The sequence below is a fragment of the Janthinobacterium sp. BJB401 genome (genome assembly GCF_013372745.1).
Lineage (GTDB): Bacteria > Pseudomonadota > Gammaproteobacteria > Burkholderiales > Burkholderiaceae_D > Janthinobacterium > Janthinobacterium rivuli.
Genome location: NZ_JABXFH010000017.1, coordinates 34,432 through 50,051, shown reverse-complemented (window position 1 = coordinate 50,051; position 15,620 = coordinate 34,432). Strand labels below are relative to the sequence as shown.

The following is a 15,620-nucleotide window of genomic DNA, read 5'->3' as shown; positions in this document are numbered from 1 at the left end:
CGCTTCACGCCGCCCCTTACACTTCGCGCGCCGGGCCGGCGTCTTGCATGCCGGCAAAGAACTGGACCAGGCTGTGCGGCGCGTCGTCGCCAAAGCACAGGCGCAGGATGCGCTCGGACTCCACCGCCGCCACGCTGCTGCGCGCAAACAGCGCCGTTTCATACGCCAGCAGGGCCGCTTCCATGTCGCTTGGGTGCGCGGCAAGTGCCTGCGCCAGCTCGGCGCCATCGAACATGGCGAGATTCGCGCCTTCGCCGGCCGGCGCCATCAGATGGGCCGCGTCGCCCAGCAAGGTCACGCCCGCCACGCGCTGCCAGCGGTGGTCCACGGGCAGCATATGCACGGGACGGGGCGCGGGCGGCGTGTCCGCCTCCGTGATCAGGGCTGTCAGCGCCGGCGCCCAGCCGGCAAACTGGGCCGCGATGCGGGTCCGGGCGGCGGCGGGGGCGGCAAAATCGATGTCGGCCAGCCATGCCTCGGGCTTGCTCAGGGCCACATAGGCGTGCAGCACGCCATCGGCTTCGCGGTGCGCCTGTATACCCTTGCCGGGCGCCAGCGCGAACAGGGCGCCAGCGCCTACGGCGTGCGCGCTGGCCGGGTGGCGGCGGTCGCTGTCAAACAGATAGGTTTCAATGAAGGCAATGCCGCTATACGCGGGCTGCGCGTTGGAAAGCAGCGGACGCACCTTCGACCAGGCGCCATCCGCACCCACCAGCAGATCGCTGGTGGCCGTGGCGCCGTGCCCAAAGCTCAGCCTGTGCCGGCAGCCGTCCAGCGTCGTGACGCCGGTCAGTTTATGTCCCCAGCGCACGGTGCCGGTCGGCAGCGACTCGAGCAGGAGCCTGCGCAGTTCGCCGCGCGCCACTTCGGGACGGCCGCCCGTGCCATCGTCCCCCTCTTCGAGCAGAACCGTGCCGTGCTGGTCGAGCACGCGGCTCGCTTCGCCGCCCGCACGGATGAGGGCGCGGAAGGCGTCATGCAGGCCGGCTGCCCGCAGCGCTTGCTGGCCCGTGTCTTCGTGGATGTCGAGCATGCCGCCCTGGCGGCGCGCTTGCGGTGTAGCGTCCGCTTCATAGACGGTGGCGGCGATGCCGTGGACGTGCAGCGCGCGGGCGAGCATCAGCCCGCCCAGCCCTGCGCCGATGATGGCGATATGCATGATGCTTCCTTGATGTTGTTGATGATGTGGAACAGTGTTCCACAAGAATTTTGCGGCAGGCCGGCATCTGTGTCAAGATAAGCGATGCCCAAGACAGTAGCGAACCCACCACGACGCGCCGACTCGCTGACGCGCGACACCATCATCGACGCCGCCATTGCCCTGCTCGACACAGCGGGCGAGGGCGGCCTGACGTTCCGCGCCCTGGCAACACGCCTGGCCACGGGGGCGGGGGCCATTTACTGGCACGTGGCCGATAAGGATGATTTGTTTACGGCCTCCAGCGACGCCATCGTCGCCCGCGCCATGGATTCCGCTTCCCACGGCGACACGCCGCAGGCGGGCATCCGCGCCGTGGCGCTGGCCATGTTCGAGGCGATGGATGCGCATCCATGGCTGGGCTCGGCCCTGTCGCGCGCGCCGGGCCAGCTGCCCACGGTGCGCATCCTGGAGCGCCTGGGCCGGCAAGTGGATGCCCTGGGCGTGCCGCAGGAAAAACAGTGGCTGGCGGCATGCACCTTGTTGAATTATTTGCTGGGCGTGAGCGGGCAGAATGCGGCCAACGCCGTCATCGCGCGCGACCAGGGCCAGGAGCGCGCGCATTTCCTCGACACCCTGGCGGGCGCCTGGTCACGCCTTGACGCGCAAGCGTTTCCGTTTGCCCGCAAGGTGGCGGGGCAATTGCGCGCGCACGACGACCGCGAGGATTTTCTGGCGGGGATAGACCTGATCGTGCATGGCATGCAGGCCCTGCAAGCGGGCCGCTAGCCCAGCAGATACCCCAGCAGCGGCGCCAGCAGCACCGTCACGACGCCGGAAAAAATCATCGTCAGGCTGGCCACGGCGCCTTCTTCCGTGCCCACCCGGCGCGCCACGGACAAGCCAAAACCGTGCGCGGCCGCGCCATATGGAGCGCCACGGGCGATGCGCATGCGCAAGGGCAGCAGTTTCAGCAGCGGTTTGCCCAGCATCAAGCCGAACAAGCCGGTCATCACCACGAAGATGCCCGTCAGCTGGGCCGAGCCGCCCATGTGGCGCGACGCTTCCAGCGCGAACGGCGTCGACACGGAGCGGGCCAGCAGGCTGCGCGCCATGTCGCCGTGCACCCCCAGCAAGCGGTCCAGCAGCAGGGTGGCGGCGACCGAGGCGACAATGCCGGCGCAGCTGCCCAGCGACAGGGCCAGCCAGTGTTTGCGGATCAGCTTGCGCTCCTGGAAGATGGGCAGCGCAAACGCGATGGTGGCCGGCCCCAGCAGCCACGGCAGCCAGCGCGTTTCGCCGAAATACGTGGCGAACGGCGTCGAGGTCGCCTGCACGATGACGATGAGTATTGCCGAGGTGCAAATGGCGGGCGTGAGCAGGAAGTGGGGATGGCGGCGGTGCAGCGCCTGGTTGGCGTAGAACAGCACCAGGGTCAGCAGCAAAAACAGCAGGGACAGGAGCACGGTGTTCATGCTTGCGCCTTGGCTGTGCGCTGGCGCAGCAACTTTTGCAGGCGCAACTTGCGCTCATAGCGGCAGACCCATTCCACGGTGAACGCCGTGACCAGCATCACGCTGGCAAAGCCCAGGCCGATATTCACGAACAGCATCAAGCCCTGTGACTTCAGCAGCTGCGTAAATTGCACCACGGACACGACCAGCGGAATGAAGAACAGCAGCATGTTGGCCAGCAGCCAGTTCGCGCCCAGTTCGATGGCGGCGGGCCGTACCCAGCCGGCCAGCAACAGTGCCACCAGCACGAACAGGCCGACGACGCCGCCGGAAAACGGCAAGTGCAAGGCGGAAGCGGCCGCATCGGACAGCCACCAGGCGGCGATCAGCACGCCTACTTGCCACACGGTCTGCGCAGGCTGGCGCCAGGCTGGGATGGAGGGCAGGGTGGCGGTGGAACAGTGCAAGGCTTTCACGGCAGACTTTCTAGCGGCAGGGGGAAGTTTTCATTGTAGGGATCCCGCATAAAAAGATAAAATGACTTAAACTCATGATTATCATTCGATATTGGAATGCATCATGGATATCCGCTCCTTGCGCTACTTCGTCGAAGTGGTCGAGCAAGCCAGTTTTACGCGCGCGGCCGCCAGGCTGCACGTGACGCAACCCACCGTCAGCAAGATGGTCGCCCAGCTGGAGCAGTCGCTGGACCTTGCCTTGCTCGACCGCGCGGGCAAGCGGTTTACCCTGACGGACGCGGGCCAGGTGGTGCTGGCGCGCGCGCATGAGTTGCTGGCCCTGCACGCGGAACTGAAAGTGGAATTGCGCGACCTGCAACATCTGGAGCGGGGTGAATTGCGCGTCGGCGTGTCGCCGCAAACCCATTCGACCCTGGCGCCGTGGCTGGCCGAATACCACCAGCGCTATCCCGGCATCGAGCTGAAGATGTATGAAAGCGGCACGCAGGCGATCGAGCGCGACTTGCGCACCGGCACGGTGGAACTGGGCACCATGCTCGACTACCCGGGCAATGCGGCCACCTGGCAAGATTTCGAAGCCTTGCCCCTCGTGCGCTCGCCGCTGTGCCTGCTTGCCGCGCCCGGTTCTGCGTGGCAGGGACGCGCTTCCGTCGCCCTGGCCGAGCTGGCCGACAGTCCCTTCATTTTCTATGGCGCCGCCTTCGCCCTGAACGACATCGTGCTCGATGCTTGCCAGCGGGCCGGCTTCGCGCCGCGCATCACGGGCCGCAGCGGGCAGTGGGATTTTATCGCCTCGCTGGTACAGCTGGGCGTGGGCATCTGCCTGCTGCCGAAGATGTATTGCGACACGCTGGATCAAGCGAAATTTGCCGTCATTCCCCTGGACGGTCCGCCCGTGGAGTGGAATCTGATGCTGGCCTGGCGCCGCGGCGGGCGGCTGTCATTTGCCGCGCGCGCCTGGCTGGAGCTCGTCAGGACGCGCATGGCGGACGCGGCCCGTTTACAATAGGCGCTCGCCAACCACCGTCAAGAATATGAAGAATATCGGTAAAACAAGTGTGAAACGCACGGCAGGCTCGCTGCTGCTGGGATTGTTGTGCACCGTGGGCCTGATGAGCGAAATGGGCTACGCCCAGGCGGCCATTCCCGTGTATGGCTATTTCGTCAAGAATACCTATCCGCACGACCCCCAGGCGTTCACCCAGGGCTTGCTGTTCAAGGATGGCCACCTGTATGAAAGCACGGGCCAGAACGGCCAGTCTTCCTTGCGCAAGGTGGAATTGGCGACGGGCAAGGTCTTGCAGAAAACCATGCTGGACAAGACAGTGTTTGGCGAAGGCATCACGGACGTGGGCGATGAAATCCTGGGCCTGACCTGGATTTCGCAAACCGGCTATGTCTTCGACTTGAAGACCTTCAAATTGAAACGCAAATTCAGCTACCAGGGCGAAGGCTGGGGCCTGGCCAGCGACAGTCAATTCGTCTACATGAGCGATGGCACGTCCGCCATCCGCGTGCTCAATCCGAAAACCCTGGCCGAGGTGCGCCGCTTCGAGGTGAAGGCCGAGGGCCGCGCCATCGAGCGTCTGAACGAGCTGGAAATGGTCGACGGGCAATTGTTTGCCAATGTGTGGGGCGCGGACGTGATCGCCCGCATCGACCCGGCCAGCGGCAAGGTTGTCGGCTGGATCGACCTGACGGGCTTGCTGCCACCCGGGCAGCGGGGCACGGCTAATCCCGACGCCGTGCTCAACGGCATCGCCTGGGATGCACGGGGCAAGCGCTTGTTTGTCACGGGAAAACTGTGGCCCAAGCTGTTCGAGATCGAGCTGATCGAAATCCAGCGCCGCTGATGTTTCCAATTGGGCAGTGTTGCTGGCGAGGAATCGTTTAGAATTCTGATTCTTCGCTCCGTGCGACCTTTACAGGATGCCATGCTGTCCCTCTCTTTATGCCGCCTGGCGGCCTCCGCCAGCTTGCTGGCCGCTGTCCTGCCCGCTGTCCTGCCCGCCGCGCAGGCGCAAACATCCTACGTGCCGGTGATGAAGCAATACGGCGACTTTGTCGTCACGCGTGACCGCCACGACCCGCTCGTTACCTTGACTTTCCGCCGGCACGGCTACTGGCCCGGCGGCGCGCGCGAGGTGGTGGAAGTGCGGCCCATCAAGGCCACGCGCGAAGGCCAGCCCATGCTGCTGGCGTTTACCAAGGGCTATACGGGCCAGGGCACGATATTGATCGGCGTGCAGAATGGCGAGCCGCTGATGCGCCCCATCAGTCCCATGCAGCGCGACAATATGGTCCGCACGGAACGCGACCCCGAATGGGGCGTACCGCAGCCGGGCAATAGCGAGGTACTGCTGTTTCCCCGCGACGGACGCGCGCTCGATACGGGCACGGGCGAACTGCTGTGGTTTGACGTGCCGGGCAACGTCCGCGGCGATTATCCGCATGCCATGCTCGTCTCCGTCTCGCCCGACGGGCGGCGCGGCGCCTATCTGACGAATACGCTGACGAAGGTGGGCATCATCGTTGCCACGCGCGACGACGGCGTGGCCGGTGAGCTGGCCTTGCCGCCGGACACCTATCAACGGTGGCTGAAGCCCTTGTCGGAGGCCGCTTCCGCGCAGGCGGGCGCCGCCATCAAGGCGCGCCAGGGCCGCACGGATTCGATCCGCATCCGGCGCGAGCTGGAACTGGCCTGGTTCGGCCAGCAATTTCAATGGAAACAAGGCAAGAACGGCTTGCAAGTGACGGGGCTGGGTCTCATCTCCGCGCCGCCGGAAGGAAAACAGCCATGACAATATGTAAACTGATCGCCGGCTGCTTTGCCGCCTCCTTGCTGGCCGGCTGCGTGCACGGCGAAACGTTCCCCAAGGATTATCTGGCGCAAGATATCGACAAGCAACAAGCTTTGCTGGAACTGGACGTGGTCTTCGGCAAAGAGCCCGATGACAAGCTGACGTCGCGCGTGACGGCGCGCAATACCGTGGAATACGCGGGCGCACCGCATATCGTCGTGCCGTTTTACCAGAAGGGACTCGGCTTCGACCAGGGGTTTGCCGGCACCTATATCTTTGGCGTCGTGTATCCCGTTGCCAAGGTCGAAACGGCCACGGCCAGCAGCCGCGTCTTCGGGCAGAAACTTGAGGGTCAGCAACAGGGCAGCCCCCGCTACCGTTTCCGCGTACCAGGCAAGGCGCAGTGGAACAGCAATGAAACCTTCATGCTGAGCTTTGAGCGCAAGGGCCGCCGCGAAGAAATCACCTTTCGCTTCAGCAACGAGCAAAGCTGCTCGACCGCCTTCCTGGCCACTACGCCACTCTATGGCTTCCCCATCAAGGTCGTCGCCACGTTCAAGGAGAACAAAGGTTGCCTGAAAGTGTGCGACAGCCGCGACCAGTGGCCGGGTTTTTGCGCCTTCCAGCCGCCGCCGGCAGCCTGATCGGCCTGCTGGGCAATTCCTGCGGACGTAAAAAAGGCCGATGCAAATCGGCCTCGATGACAACGGTAGGTGTTGCTTAGCGGTAGAACGCTTCGACTTTGCCCTTCAGCTTGATCTGCAGCGGACGGCCGCGGCGGTCGAGGGACTTGGTGGAAGCAACCTTGATCCAGCGTTCGCTGATGCAATATTCTTCCACGTCAAGACGCTCCTTGTCGTTGAAGCGGATGCCGACGTCGTTCTCGAACACGGCTGCAACGTGGTAAGGGCTGCTAGGGTCGATCGACAGGCGATCGGGCAATGGGGGTAAGGTGGTGGTATCGTTCATGGGCGTAATTATCGCCCAGAATGCCGATCCAGACAACGGCCTTTCGCGCGCAGCCTATCTGGCCGGGGGCGAAATGGCGGGCGCGGCCGTGTGCGGGGAGAGGGACGGCGGCGATGAGTCCCCGTGCTGCGTTCCGCTCGGGTCGGCCAGCTGGATGGTCGTGCCGTGTTGCCAGGCATCGGCGCCGTCTATGATGGCGGGCGCGGCGATGTCGGCCCGCTGGCGGCGTTTTTCGGCGGAATCGATGCGGAAGCGGCGGTCGCGCGCGGCGACCATGGCGGCATCGGCCTGGCCATCGCTTGTAAAACCCATCATCAGTTGCGGCACGCCCAGCGGCAAGGTCTTGTGCAGATCCGTGTGCCAGGTATGCCAAGTCTTGCCATACGTGGCGACGAGTTTTTGCATCAAGGCCTTTTCGGCCACGGCGGGAATGCCGGGAGCGATCAGCTGGCCTGATTTCACTTCATGCACATGGCTGTGCCACAGCGCTTTTTCCGCCGCCGGCAAGCCCTGGTACAGTCTGGCGCTGACGATGTATTCGACACCCATCAGCTTGGCGTCCTTGACGTTGCCATCGTAGATCACGCACTGGATCAGCTCTTCGTTGACGATGGCGCAATAGTGGTGCGCTTCCATCTGGCCGCGCTGGTTGCCGTTGTAAAAATGAAAACCGTCAAGATAGGCATTGAGCGCCGCGACGGGCGGCCGCGCTTGCAATGCGTCGGCACCCGCGTCGAGCACGCGCGTGGAGACTCCGGCCGGCGCGCCGGGCGCCTCCACGTTTGATGCCGTATTCCTGGCGCCGCAGGCGGCAAGGCCCATGCCCAACCCCGCGCACAGCATGGCCGTCAGTGCTTTCATGTTGAGAAGGCGCGTCTAGCCATGCCACCGGGATCAGGATTTATCGTCATTCTTGTGGCTTTGACGTCCCGCTTCCACGTGCTGCTCATGCGTGCCGCCGCGCGTGCCGGTGCCGGATCCCGATTGCTGGCCCGACTGTTGGCCCGATTGCTGCGAGCCCGACTGCTTGTCGCCGTCATTCTTGTGGCTTTGGCGGCCTGCCTCGACATGCTGCTCGTGCGTGCCGCCCTGGGTGCCGCCCGACGATTGGCGGGTGCCGGATTGCTTGTCCGACTGCTGGCTGCCCGATTGGCCCGATTGCTGCTTGTCCGATTGGCTGCCGGATTTGTCGTTGCTGTTCGAAGTCATGGTCGTGTCCCCTATGGTTGGTTTGGCTGGTTTGCATGATCATCCGGTCCAGCATAGGCTGCACCGTTGAAACCATTCTCGCTGCCTGCGTCGGGCTTAACCATAGGGACACCACTTGTCGCCACGTAGGAAAACTCTGTGGTGGATGACAACCATTTCTACACTGCATTTACGGCCTGCAGGCGGTGGCAATGTATGGCGTGTGCTCCAGGCCACGCACTATAATGGCGCCTGTTCAAGAGCGAGGAGTCGCAGCATGGAAATGGCCATCACAGACAGCTTGCGGCAGCTGGCATACGCGCAGGCCGCCGCCTTCGTGCAGACGCTGGACGTGCGCGATCCTGTTGCGCTGCAACGCGACTGGGGTCTGTCGCCGGCCGTGTCCGACGAGATCATCGAGATGCTCGACAGCTATTTTGCGGCGAACCAGGCATTGTCCCTGTCGCCGCTGGCGCAAGCCTTCGTGCCGGGCAAGGGCGGCCGTCCCGGCGTCGACGTATATGCCACCGACGCTGGAGCGCTGGGCCTGGAATGCCTGCTGCTGGCCGATGGCAAGCCGGGCGAAGCGATCCTGCACCTGGAAATGTCCGGTCACGATGGCGCGCTGCGCCTCCACTACCAATATATCGGATCCTGAAGACCCTATGATTGAACTGATCACCGAAACACAGCAGCGCATCTGCGACAAATTCGGCTTGCCGGCGCAAGCACCCGAACCCATGGTGGCCCTGGCCATCGGCAGCCTGGACCAGTCGCCCATCTATGGCACGCGCGTCGTGCTGCCGGAAAACGGCACCATCAGCTGGTTCATCCACTGCGGCGAACACGACGATGCCAGTGGCTTTTACCAGCCCCTGCATGCGGAACACCTGCACGAGATGCTGCCGCAGGTGGTCGATTACCTGGCCTTGCCCAGCGGCGCCAGATTCATCCTCGACCGCGAAGGGTACGAGGACGTGTGGCTGGAAGAGTAACTTTCCGACCGGCAAGATTGTCGTTGACGTTGATAAATAGGTATGGGATGCTGCGGTTCCGTTTTCCACTGTCGAAAGCCGCATCTTGAAGCCACGCCTGCCGTCTGTCCTGTTCGCCCTGGCGCTTGCCGCCGCCCCCGCCAGCCATGTGCAGGCATCCCCAGTGGAACACGACATTGCCGCCTTCGTGCGCAGCGAAATGCAGGAGCGCCAGATTCCAGGGCTGCAACTGGCCGTGATACAAGGTGGCAAGGTTGTGCTGAAGCGCAATTTCGGCCTGGCCAGCCTGCAATACCAGGTGCCCGTGACGGAGGCGAGCCTGTTTTCCATCAATTCGGCAACGAAGGCGTTTGCGGGTGTCGCCGTACTGCAGCTGGTGCAACAGGGCAAGATCGACCTGGCTGCGCCCATCGGCCAGTACCTGACGGGGCTGCCTGTCGCCTGGCAAGCCGTGACGGTGACGCAATTGCTCAACCACACCTCGGGCTTGCCCGACGTGCTGGACCAGCGCAGCGGCAAGCTGGTGGGGCCGCAGCCGGACGATGGCGCTGCGGCGTGGACAGCCGTACAGGCGCTGCCCGTGGAAGCTGCGCCTGGCCAGCGCTTCCGCTATAACCAGACGAATTACGTGTTGCTGGCGCAATTGGTCGAGCGGCTAGGCGGAATGCCCTTTACCACTTTCGTCCAGCGCGGGCAGTTTGACGTGGCCGGCATGCCGCATAGCGGCTTTGGCGACGCGAAGGACGTGGTGGCCAACAAGGCCAGTTCCTACGTGCTGGACCGGGGCGGTAACGGTTACCGCAATGTGATCGAAGACTTTCCCGTGTTCATGCGCGCCGGCGCTGGCATCAACAGCAATGCGGGCGAACTGGCCAACTGGCTCATCGCGCTGCAGTCCGGGCGCTTGCTGGCGCCCGCCAGTGTGGAACGGCTGTGGCAGCCGACCAGCTTGAATGACGGCAAGCCGGCGCCGTGGGCGCTGGGCTGGCCCACCATCGGCCGCGATGGTCACCGCGCCGTGGCCGGCATCGGCGGCGCCCGCTCAGCCTTTTATGTGTATCCCAACGATGGCCTGGCCGTCATTATCCTCAGCAACCTGGCCGGCGCCCAGCCGGAACAGCTGATCGATACTGTCGCCGGCTTTTATCTTCCCGCCCTGCGCCAGCAGCGCGGCGGCGCGTATGCCGCGCACTTGCTGCGCAACAAAGCGGCCAGCGCCGGTTTCGACGGACTGGACAAGAAACTGGCGGCCATCCGGCGCCAGCATGGCTTGCCGGAACCCACGGAAGATGACTTGAATGCCTGGGGCTATCGCCTGCTGGGCCGGCAGCAGCCGAAACAGGCGGTGGCCGTCTTCGAGCTTGGCGTGCAGCTGTATCCGCAAGGGGCGAATGGCCACGACAGCCTGGCCGAAGCGTACGAGGCGGACGGCGCGAAGGCGCAGGCCATCACGCATTATCGCCGTTCGCTGGAACTGGATCCGGGCAACACGCACGCCGTGGCGCGCTTGCGCGCGCTGGGCGCCAATTAGCCGGGCGTCTTGCCGTGTTCGGCGCCGTGCATGGCCAGGTAGGCGGCCAGGTTGTCATCGGCGATGCCCAAGGCGCGCAAGACTTCCTTGGTGAAGCTGACGGGCGCCGTGCCCGGTGCCGTGATGACGCGCTGGTCGGCCACGGCCCACGGCACATCCTGGTACAGGGCGGCGCCCGCATAGCCGGTTGCCGTCAGGTTATCGGCGCAATTCGAGGTGTGGCGCACGTTGTCGAGCACGCCAGCCTGCGCCAGCACGCGCGTGCCGTCGCAAATGCCGGCCAGCACGATATTCTTGTCGCGCGCCGCGCGCAGCAAGGGGGAGATGTCGGGCGCCTTGCCGCTTTGCCAGTGGCTGCCACCACATACCATCAGCAAATCGAGTTCATCGAGCACAATCTCTTCCAGCGCCAGTTGCGGCGTGACCAGCATGCCGCCGGACGAGGTGACGGGCAAACCGCCGGGCGTGGCGAACTGCGTGTAAAAGCCGTAATACAGGCGCGCCGTGGAATTGAGCAGGGCGGTTTCCCAATCGGCAAAGTTCTCGGTCAGAATGGTGATGGCACGTGTCATGAAAATTCCTGTCGCAGGTGGAGATATCAATAGTAATACAGGCTCGCTAGCCTGCTGGTGCCGAAATCATAATGAACGGTACTGACAGTTTCTGTCAGGAGCGAACAGCCTGCGCAACAATCGCCGGCCCGCTGACGCGGCAATGAAAAAGGCCCGGCGCCGCCGCAGTGTGCGGCGGGACCGGGCCCCTGGGGTATGGCGGATGACTTTTGCGGATTACTTCTCGGCGAACGCGCGCTCGACAACGAAGTCGCCAGGCGTCGAGGTATTGCCTTCCTTGAAGCCACGCGCTTCCAGCATTTCCTTCAGGTCGCGCAGCATGTCCGAACTGCCGCAGATCATCACGCGGTCTTCGGCAGGGTTCAGTGCCGGCACGCCCAGATCTTCGGCCAGCTTGCCGTTTTCGATCAGTTCCGTGATGCGGCCCATGTTGCGGAAGTCTTCGCGCGTCACGGTCGGGTAGTAGCGCAGCTTGTCGCTGACCATTTCGCCCAGGAATTCGTGTTTCGGCAGGTGCTCTTCCAGCAAGTCGTGGTAAGCCAGCTCATCGACCTGGCGCACGCCGTGCACGAGGATCAATTCGTCGAAGCGTTCGTAGATGTCGGGATCGCGCACGATGCTGAGGAAAGGCGCCAGGCCCGTGCCCGTCGACAGCATGTACAGGCGCTTGCCTGGCAGCAGGTAGTCGGACACCAGGGTGCCCGTCGGCTTGCGGCCGACGATGACGGTGTCGCCCACTTGCAAGTGCTGCAAGCGCGACGTCAATGGACCGCCCGGCACCTTGATGCTGAAAAATTCCAGGTGGTCTTCGTAATTGGCGCTGGCGATACTGTAGGCGCGCAGCAACGGCTTGCCATCGACGCGCAGGCCGATCATGGTGAAATGGCCATTCGAGAAACGCAGCGACGGGTCGCGCGTGGTGGTAAAGGAGAACAGGGTATCCGTCCAGTGGTGCACGCTTAAAACGCGCTCTTCATTCATCGAACTCATAGTATGTGTTGGCTGGTCAAAAAAATGGTTAGTTGCTGGCAACTGCTGGCAAAAGTGAAACCCTGTGTAGGCCCAGACGCTATTGTACTGGCCTCCACACGAAATTGTTACCGTCTATCGCCGCCATTGCTGCCGCACGCGGTGCCGACATTATAGTGCGAATGGCAAGGCGGGGCTGGAAATGGGCCGGAAATGAGCGGTGGGCATGCGGACTCTTGACCTGGCTCACTTTTCCGCGGCACGCCGCCAGCGCTGGCGGATGGCGGCATTGGCCGGTTCGGACACGTAGCGGGCCACGAGGGCGGCAGCCAGCGCCGTTGCGGCCAGGAACAGCGCCAGCCACGGCAGGCGCTCGGCGTAGGCCAGGCCCGCCTTGTCCACTACATTGCGCATGCCGGCCAGCACGATAATATGGAACAGATAGAGTTCGTAGCTATGGCGGCCCAGCCATTGCAGCGGGCCGGGCCGTCGCTGGCTGGCCGGTTCGGCCGCCACGCCGCCAAGAATGAAGGCGGCGCTGGCCACGGCGACCAGGGTAAAACCGAACACCTCATGGCCGCCGATGCCGCGCACATACACGGCCGCCAGGGCCAGGCCCGCTGTCCAGCGCAAGAGTCGCCCGATCCGTGCACCCGGCCGCCAGCGTTGCGTCAGCAATGCCGTCAGGCAACCGATGGCGATGGCGTCGAAGCAGGCGATATAGCCGTACATGAAGTCAATCTCGTTGTCCGCATGCAGGCTGCGATACACGGGGCCGGCGACGATGGCGGCGCCGCACAGCAGCATGATCGCCTGGCGCCGGCGCAGGATGCGGCACGACAAGGGCAGCAGCAGATAAAACATTTCCTCGACGGACAAGGACCAGTATACATTCAAGCAGTAATTGAAATAGCCGGCGCTTTGCATCAGCACGTTATGCCAGAAGGTCAGCACGGAGGCGATGGCGATGACGAAATAGCTGGCGGGCAAATCCTTGCCGCCGTCCGAGTTGGCAAAGTAGGGCACGTCCAGCACGCCCAGCAGCACGATGATGGACAGGGCCAGCAGCAGCGATGGCAGCAGGCGGGCAATGCGGTAGAGATAGAACGCCGCCAGGTCGATGCGCGCCAGGTCGCCCCAGCGCTGCAGCGAGGTCGAGGTGATCAGATAGCCGGAAATGACGAAAAACATGGTCACGCCGTAATTGCCCTGGTAGGCGGCGCGCAGCAGCCAGGCGGGCAGGATTTCGAGCGGGCTGTTCTTCAAGCCGTAGGCGAGGGCGAAGTGCAGCAGCAGCACGCCCAGGATGGCGGCGCCGCGCAAGGCGTCGATATGGTGGTTGCGGGTATTCAATGGTTTCCTTGTCAGCCGGTCTGGCGACTAATGGGGCAATTATGCGACATGTGTCGCTTGCTGGTCAACGATTTTACAGATAGTCGGTAGCGAATGCGGCAATGGGGCACGGGCAGGGAAGTCTTGCGTGTATGATATTGCCGAACAGAATTGTTGGGCATCTGTCATCGTTGAAGGCGCGTTTTTTCCTGCGTCCCGGCCCAAGACTCTGCGCGTGCCACGCCGCTTGCTACGATGCCTGACCCACAGCGAAAGGTAATAAAGATGTATAAAACAGTGCGCGACTTGTTCCTGCATTTCAAGGAAGCCGTCCCATTCCGCCTCGTCCCCGCCCTGATCTGCACCGCTTTGCTCGTGAGCATGCTATTGCTGCCGGCGCCGGACGGCTTGACGCCCAAGGCCTGGGGCCTGGTGGCGATTTTCCTCACCACGATTTTGGCGATCATTCTGAAAGTCATGCCGATCGGCGTGATGGCGATGATGGCGATCGTCATCGTGTCGCTGTCGCAAGTGACGTCGACCTCGTCCAAGGGCGCCATCACGGATGCGCTCAGCAGTTTCTCGAATCCCTTGATCTGGCTGATCGTCGTGGCGATCCTGATTTCGCGCGGCCTGAAAAAGACGGGACTGGGCAGCCGCATCGGCCTGCTGTTCATCTCGCTGCTCGGCAAACGCACCATGGGCATCGGCTATGGCCTGGCCATCTGCGAACTGGTGCTGGCGCCATTTACGCCCAGTAACACGGCGCGCGGCGGCGGCATCGTCCACCCCGTCATGAAATCGATCGCCAACGCCTTCGATTCGGATCCGGCCAAGGGCACGGAAAAGAAGGTCGGCACCTACCTGGCCCTCGTCAACTACCACGCCAACCCGATCACCTCGGCCATGTTTTTGACGGCCACGGCGCCCAATCCGCTGGTGGTCGACTTCGTGGCCAAGGCCAGCGGCCAGAGTTTCCACCTGACGTGGACCACCTGGGCCCTGTGCATGCTGTTGCCGGGCCTGGTCTGCCTGCTGCTGATGCCCCTGATTATTTATTGGCTGTCGCCGCCGGAACTCAAGGCCACGCCCGACGCCGTCACCTACGCCAAGGCGGAACTGAAAAGCATGGGCCCGCTGTCGCCGTCGGAAAAAGTCATGCTGGGCACCTTCGCCTTGCTGCTGTTGCTGTGGGCCAACGTTCCCGCCATGCTGTTCGGCCCCGCGTTTTCGCTCGATGCGACGGTGGTCGCCTTTGTCGGCCTGTTCGTGCTGATCATCACGGGCACCATCGACTGGGATGACGTGCTGTCGGAAAAGAGTGCCTGGGACACTTTGGTGTGGTTCGGCGCGCTCGTCATGATGGCCGAGCAACTCAACAAGACGGGCGTGATCGCCTGGTTCTCGGCCGGCATGAAGGCGGCGATTGTCGCCAGCGGCATGGACTGGCTGCCGATCGCCGGCGTCCTGGTGCTGGTGTTTGTCTTCTCGCACTACTTCTTCGCCAGCACGACGGCCCACATCAGCGCCATGCTGCTGGCCTTCCTGACGGTGGGCCTGCACCTGATCCCGGCCGAATACCACGTGCCCTTCATGCTGATGATGACGGCCGGCTCGGCCATCATGATGACACTGACCCACTATGCGACGGGCACCTCGCCCATCATCTTCGGCAGCGGCTTCGTGACCATGGGCAACTGGTGGAGAGTCGGCTTCATCATGTGCGTGGTGGAGCTGCTGATCTTTGCCGTCGTCGGCACGACGTGGTGGAAGGTGCTGGGCTACTGGTAAAGCAGGCGGCTCGTCACGGCAACTGGCCGCGCACGACGTGCAGCAGATATTCGCGCGCGGCAGCCCGTTCCATGCCTTTTTCCATCAGCAGCGGCAACAGGCGCTCAAACAGCTGGCGCCGCTCCTGGCTGGCCTCGGAGGTGCTGCGCCGGTCTGAAAAGAAATCCATCAGGGTCGAACCGCACAGGCAATTGCGGTAGACCTCGACGATGGCCACGTTGTTATCGTCGAAGCTTTGTTTCAGCCCGGAGACATTCTGGCGCATCGATTGCGTCTGCCCGATAAACTCGTCCGCCGTGGCGAAGACGCGCCCGCAGCAGGCGCAATGCTTGGGAAAGGCGGCTTCGGCCAAGGCGCGCAAGCCTGCGAAGAACAGCTGATCCGGCATGCTTGCTCCTGGT

General features: G+C 63.5%; 19 protein-coding genes. 9 read left to right on the top strand and 10 right to left on the bottom strand.

The window, feature by feature from the left end:
* Positions 1-16: 16 nt before the first annotated feature.
* Positions 17-1,159 (bottom strand): NAD(P)/FAD-dependent oxidoreductase, encoded by a 1,143-nt coding sequence (locus HWE17_RS13325; RefSeq protein WP_176389066.1) that lies wholly within the window; start codon positions 1,157-1,159, stop codon positions 17-19.
* 84 nt (positions 1,160-1,243) lie between these two features.
* On the opposite strand from HWE17_RS13325, the gene HWE17_RS13320 reads away from it, so the two are divergent.
* Positions 1,244-1,927, top strand: a complete 684-nt coding sequence (locus HWE17_RS13320) for a TetR/AcrR family transcriptional regulator (protein WP_176389065.1) — start codon at positions 1,244-1,246, stop codon at positions 1,925-1,927.
* Here HWE17_RS13320 and HWE17_RS13315 read toward each other — a convergent pair.
* Both HWE17_RS13315 and HWE17_RS13310 read right to left on the bottom strand, forming a co-directional pair.
* Positions 1,924-2,613 carry an LrgB family protein gene (locus HWE17_RS13315; protein WP_099401999.1) on the bottom strand — a complete coding sequence of 230 codons (690 nt, stop codon included), beginning with the start codon at positions 2,611-2,613 and terminating at the stop codon, positions 1,924-1,926. The two genes, HWE17_RS13320 and HWE17_RS13315, sit on opposite strands and share 4 nt — an antisense overlap.
* Positions 2,610-3,068 (bottom strand): CidA/LrgA family protein, encoded by a 459-nt coding sequence (locus HWE17_RS13310; protein WP_176389064.1) that lies wholly within the window; start codon positions 3,066-3,068, stop codon positions 2,610-2,612. The genes HWE17_RS13315 and HWE17_RS13310 overlap by 4 nt, the downstream gene beginning before the upstream one ends.
* Positions 3,069-3,171: 103 nt before the next feature.
* On the opposite strand from HWE17_RS13310, the gene HWE17_RS13305 reads away from it, so the two are divergent.
* The 4 genes from HWE17_RS13305 (at position 3,172) to HWE17_RS13290 (ending at position 6,516) form a co-directional block, all read left to right on the top strand.
* Entirely contained in the window at positions 3,172-4,080 is a 909-nt protein-coding gene (locus tag HWE17_RS13305; RefSeq protein ID WP_176389063.1) for a LysR family transcriptional regulator, read from the top strand.
* A 49-nt stretch (positions 4,081-4,129) separates the two neighbouring features.
* Positions 4,130-4,924, top strand: a complete 795-nt coding sequence (locus tag HWE17_RS13300) for a glutaminyl-peptide cyclotransferase (protein WP_369681730.1) — start codon at positions 4,130-4,132, stop codon at positions 4,922-4,924.
* 81 nt (positions 4,925-5,005) lie between these two features.
* Positions 5,006-5,872, top strand: a complete 867-nt coding sequence (locus HWE17_RS13295; RefSeq protein WP_217916776.1) for a hypothetical protein — start codon at positions 5,006-5,008, stop codon at positions 5,870-5,872.
* The gene (locus HWE17_RS13290) at positions 5,869-6,516 is read left to right on the top strand and encodes a hypothetical protein (RefSeq protein ID WP_176389061.1); all 648 of its coding nucleotides are present in this window, start codon (positions 5,869-5,871) and stop codon (positions 6,514-6,516) included. Before HWE17_RS13295 ends, HWE17_RS13290 begins: the two co-directional genes overlap by 4 nt.
* Positions 6,517-6,592: 76 nt before the next feature.
* On the opposite strand, the gene HWE17_RS13285 is transcribed toward HWE17_RS13290, so the two are convergent.
* The 3 genes from HWE17_RS13285 to HWE17_RS13275 are packed head-to-tail and all read right to left on the bottom strand — an operon-like array spanning position 6,593 to position 8,050.
* On the bottom strand, positions 6,593-6,841 hold the full coding sequence (locus tag HWE17_RS13285; RefSeq protein ID WP_010398340.1) for a DUF3297 family protein: 249 nt from the start codon (positions 6,839-6,841) through the stop codon (positions 6,593-6,595).
* 54 nt (positions 6,842-6,895) lie between these two features.
* Positions 6,896-7,702: an OBAP family protein gene (locus HWE17_RS13280; RefSeq protein WP_176389060.1), complete on the bottom strand. Its 807-nt coding sequence runs from the start codon at positions 7,700-7,702 to the stop codon at positions 6,896-6,898.
* Between the two features lie 33 nt (positions 7,703-7,735).
* Positions 7,736-8,050 carry a hypothetical protein gene (locus HWE17_RS13275; protein WP_035818984.1) on the bottom strand — a complete coding sequence of 105 codons (315 nt, stop codon included), beginning with the start codon at positions 8,048-8,050 and terminating at the stop codon, positions 7,736-7,738.
* Positions 8,051-8,306: 256 nt separating this feature from the next.
* On the opposite strand from HWE17_RS13275, the gene HWE17_RS13270 reads away from it, so the two are divergent.
* From HWE17_RS13270 to HWE17_RS13260, 3 genes are all read left to right on the top strand, one after another.
* Entirely contained in the window at positions 8,307-8,687 is a 381-nt protein-coding gene (locus HWE17_RS13270) for a hypothetical protein (RefSeq protein ID WP_217916775.1), read from the top strand.
* Positions 8,688-8,694: 7 nt separating this feature from the next.
* Positions 8,695-9,024, top strand: coding sequence for a hypothetical protein (locus tag HWE17_RS13265; RefSeq protein ID WP_176389059.1), 330 nt, complete (start codon positions 8,695-8,697; stop codon positions 9,022-9,024).
* 85 nt (positions 9,025-9,109) lie between these two features.
* A complete protein-coding gene (locus tag HWE17_RS13260) occupies positions 9,110-10,555 on the top strand; it encodes a serine hydrolase domain-containing protein (protein ID WP_176389058.1) in 1,446 nt (481 codons plus the stop codon).
* Here HWE17_RS13260 and HWE17_RS13255 read toward each other — a convergent pair.
* The 3 genes from HWE17_RS13255 to HWE17_RS13245 form a co-directional block, all read right to left on the bottom strand.
* A complete protein-coding gene (locus tag HWE17_RS13255) occupies positions 10,552-11,127 on the bottom strand; it encodes a type 1 glutamine amidotransferase family protein (protein ID WP_176389057.1) in 576 nt (191 codons plus the stop codon). The two genes, HWE17_RS13260 and HWE17_RS13255, sit on opposite strands and share 4 nt — an antisense overlap.
* A gap of 216 nt (positions 11,128-11,343) precedes the next feature.
* Entirely contained in the window at positions 11,344-12,117 is a 774-nt protein-coding gene (locus HWE17_RS13250; protein ID WP_035818959.1) for a ferredoxin--NADP reductase, read from the bottom strand.
* A 225-nt stretch (positions 12,118-12,342) separates the two neighbouring features.
* Positions 12,343-13,449, bottom strand: coding sequence for an acyltransferase (locus tag HWE17_RS13245; RefSeq protein WP_176389056.1), 1,107 nt, complete (start codon positions 13,447-13,449; stop codon positions 12,343-12,345).
* Positions 13,450-13,713: 264 nt separating this feature from the next.
* On the opposite strand from HWE17_RS13245, the gene HWE17_RS13240 reads away from it, so the two are divergent.
* Positions 13,714-15,219 (top strand): DASS family sodium-coupled anion symporter, encoded by a 1,506-nt coding sequence (locus tag HWE17_RS13240; RefSeq protein WP_035818954.1) that lies wholly within the window; start codon positions 13,714-13,716, stop codon positions 15,217-15,219.
* A gap of 13 nt (positions 15,220-15,232) precedes the next feature.
* Here the strand turns inward: HWE17_RS13240 and HWE17_RS13235 are convergent, their stop codons facing one another.
* The gene (locus tag HWE17_RS13235) at positions 15,233-15,607 is read right to left on the bottom strand and encodes an oxidoreductase (protein WP_176389055.1); all 375 of its coding nucleotides are present in this window, start codon (positions 15,605-15,607) and stop codon (positions 15,233-15,235) included.
* Positions 15,608-15,620 lie beyond the last annotated feature (13 nt).

Coding starts and splice junctions, on each gene's coding strand:
- HWE17_RS13325 (WP_176389066.1), bottom strand. CDS start 1,159: ATGCATATCGCCATCATCGGCGCAGGGCTGGGCGGGCTGATGCTCGCC.
- HWE17_RS13320 (WP_176389065.1), top strand. CDS start 1,244: ATGCCCAAGACAGTAGCGAACCCACCACGACGCGCCGACTCGCTGACG.
- HWE17_RS13315 (WP_099401999.1), bottom strand. CDS start 2,613: ATGAACACCGTGCTCCTGTCCCTGCTGTTTTTGCTGCTGACCCTGGTG.
- HWE17_RS13305 (WP_176389063.1), top strand. CDS start 3,172: ATGGATATCCGCTCCTTGCGCTACTTCGTCGAAGTGGTCGAGCAAGCC.
- HWE17_RS13295 (WP_217916776.1), top strand. CDS start 5,006: ATGCTGTCCCTCTCTTTATGCCGCCTGGCGGCCTCCGCCAGCTTGCTG.
- HWE17_RS13290 (WP_176389061.1), top strand. CDS start 5,869: ATGACAATATGTAAACTGATCGCCGGCTGCTTTGCCGCCTCCTTGCTG.
- HWE17_RS13285 (WP_010398340.1), bottom strand. CDS start 6,841: ATGAACGATACCACCACCTTACCCCCATTGCCCGATCGCCTGTCGATC.
- HWE17_RS13280 (WP_176389060.1), bottom strand. CDS start 7,702: ATGAAAGCACTGACGGCCATGCTGTGCGCGGGGTTGGGCATGGGCCTT.
- HWE17_RS13275 (WP_035818984.1), bottom strand. CDS start 8,050: ATGACTTCGAACAGCAACGACAAATCCGGCAGCCAATCGGACAAGCAG.
- HWE17_RS13270 (WP_217916775.1), top strand. CDS start 8,307: ATGGAAATGGCCATCACAGACAGCTTGCGGCAGCTGGCATACGCGCAG.
- HWE17_RS13265 (WP_176389059.1), top strand. CDS start 8,695: ATGATTGAACTGATCACCGAAACACAGCAGCGCATCTGCGACAAATTC.
- HWE17_RS13255 (WP_176389057.1), bottom strand. CDS start 11,127: ATGACACGTGCCATCACCATTCTGACCGAGAACTTTGCCGATTGGGAA.
- HWE17_RS13250 (WP_035818959.1), bottom strand. CDS start 12,117: ATGAGTTCGATGAATGAAGAGCGCGTTTTAAGCGTGCACCACTGGACG.
- HWE17_RS13240 (WP_035818954.1), top strand. CDS start 13,714: ATGTATAAAACAGTGCGCGACTTGTTCCTGCATTTCAAGGAAGCCGTC.
- HWE17_RS13235 (WP_176389055.1), bottom strand. CDS start 15,607: ATGCCGGATCAGCTGTTCTTCGCAGGCTTGCGCGCCTTGGCCGAAGCC.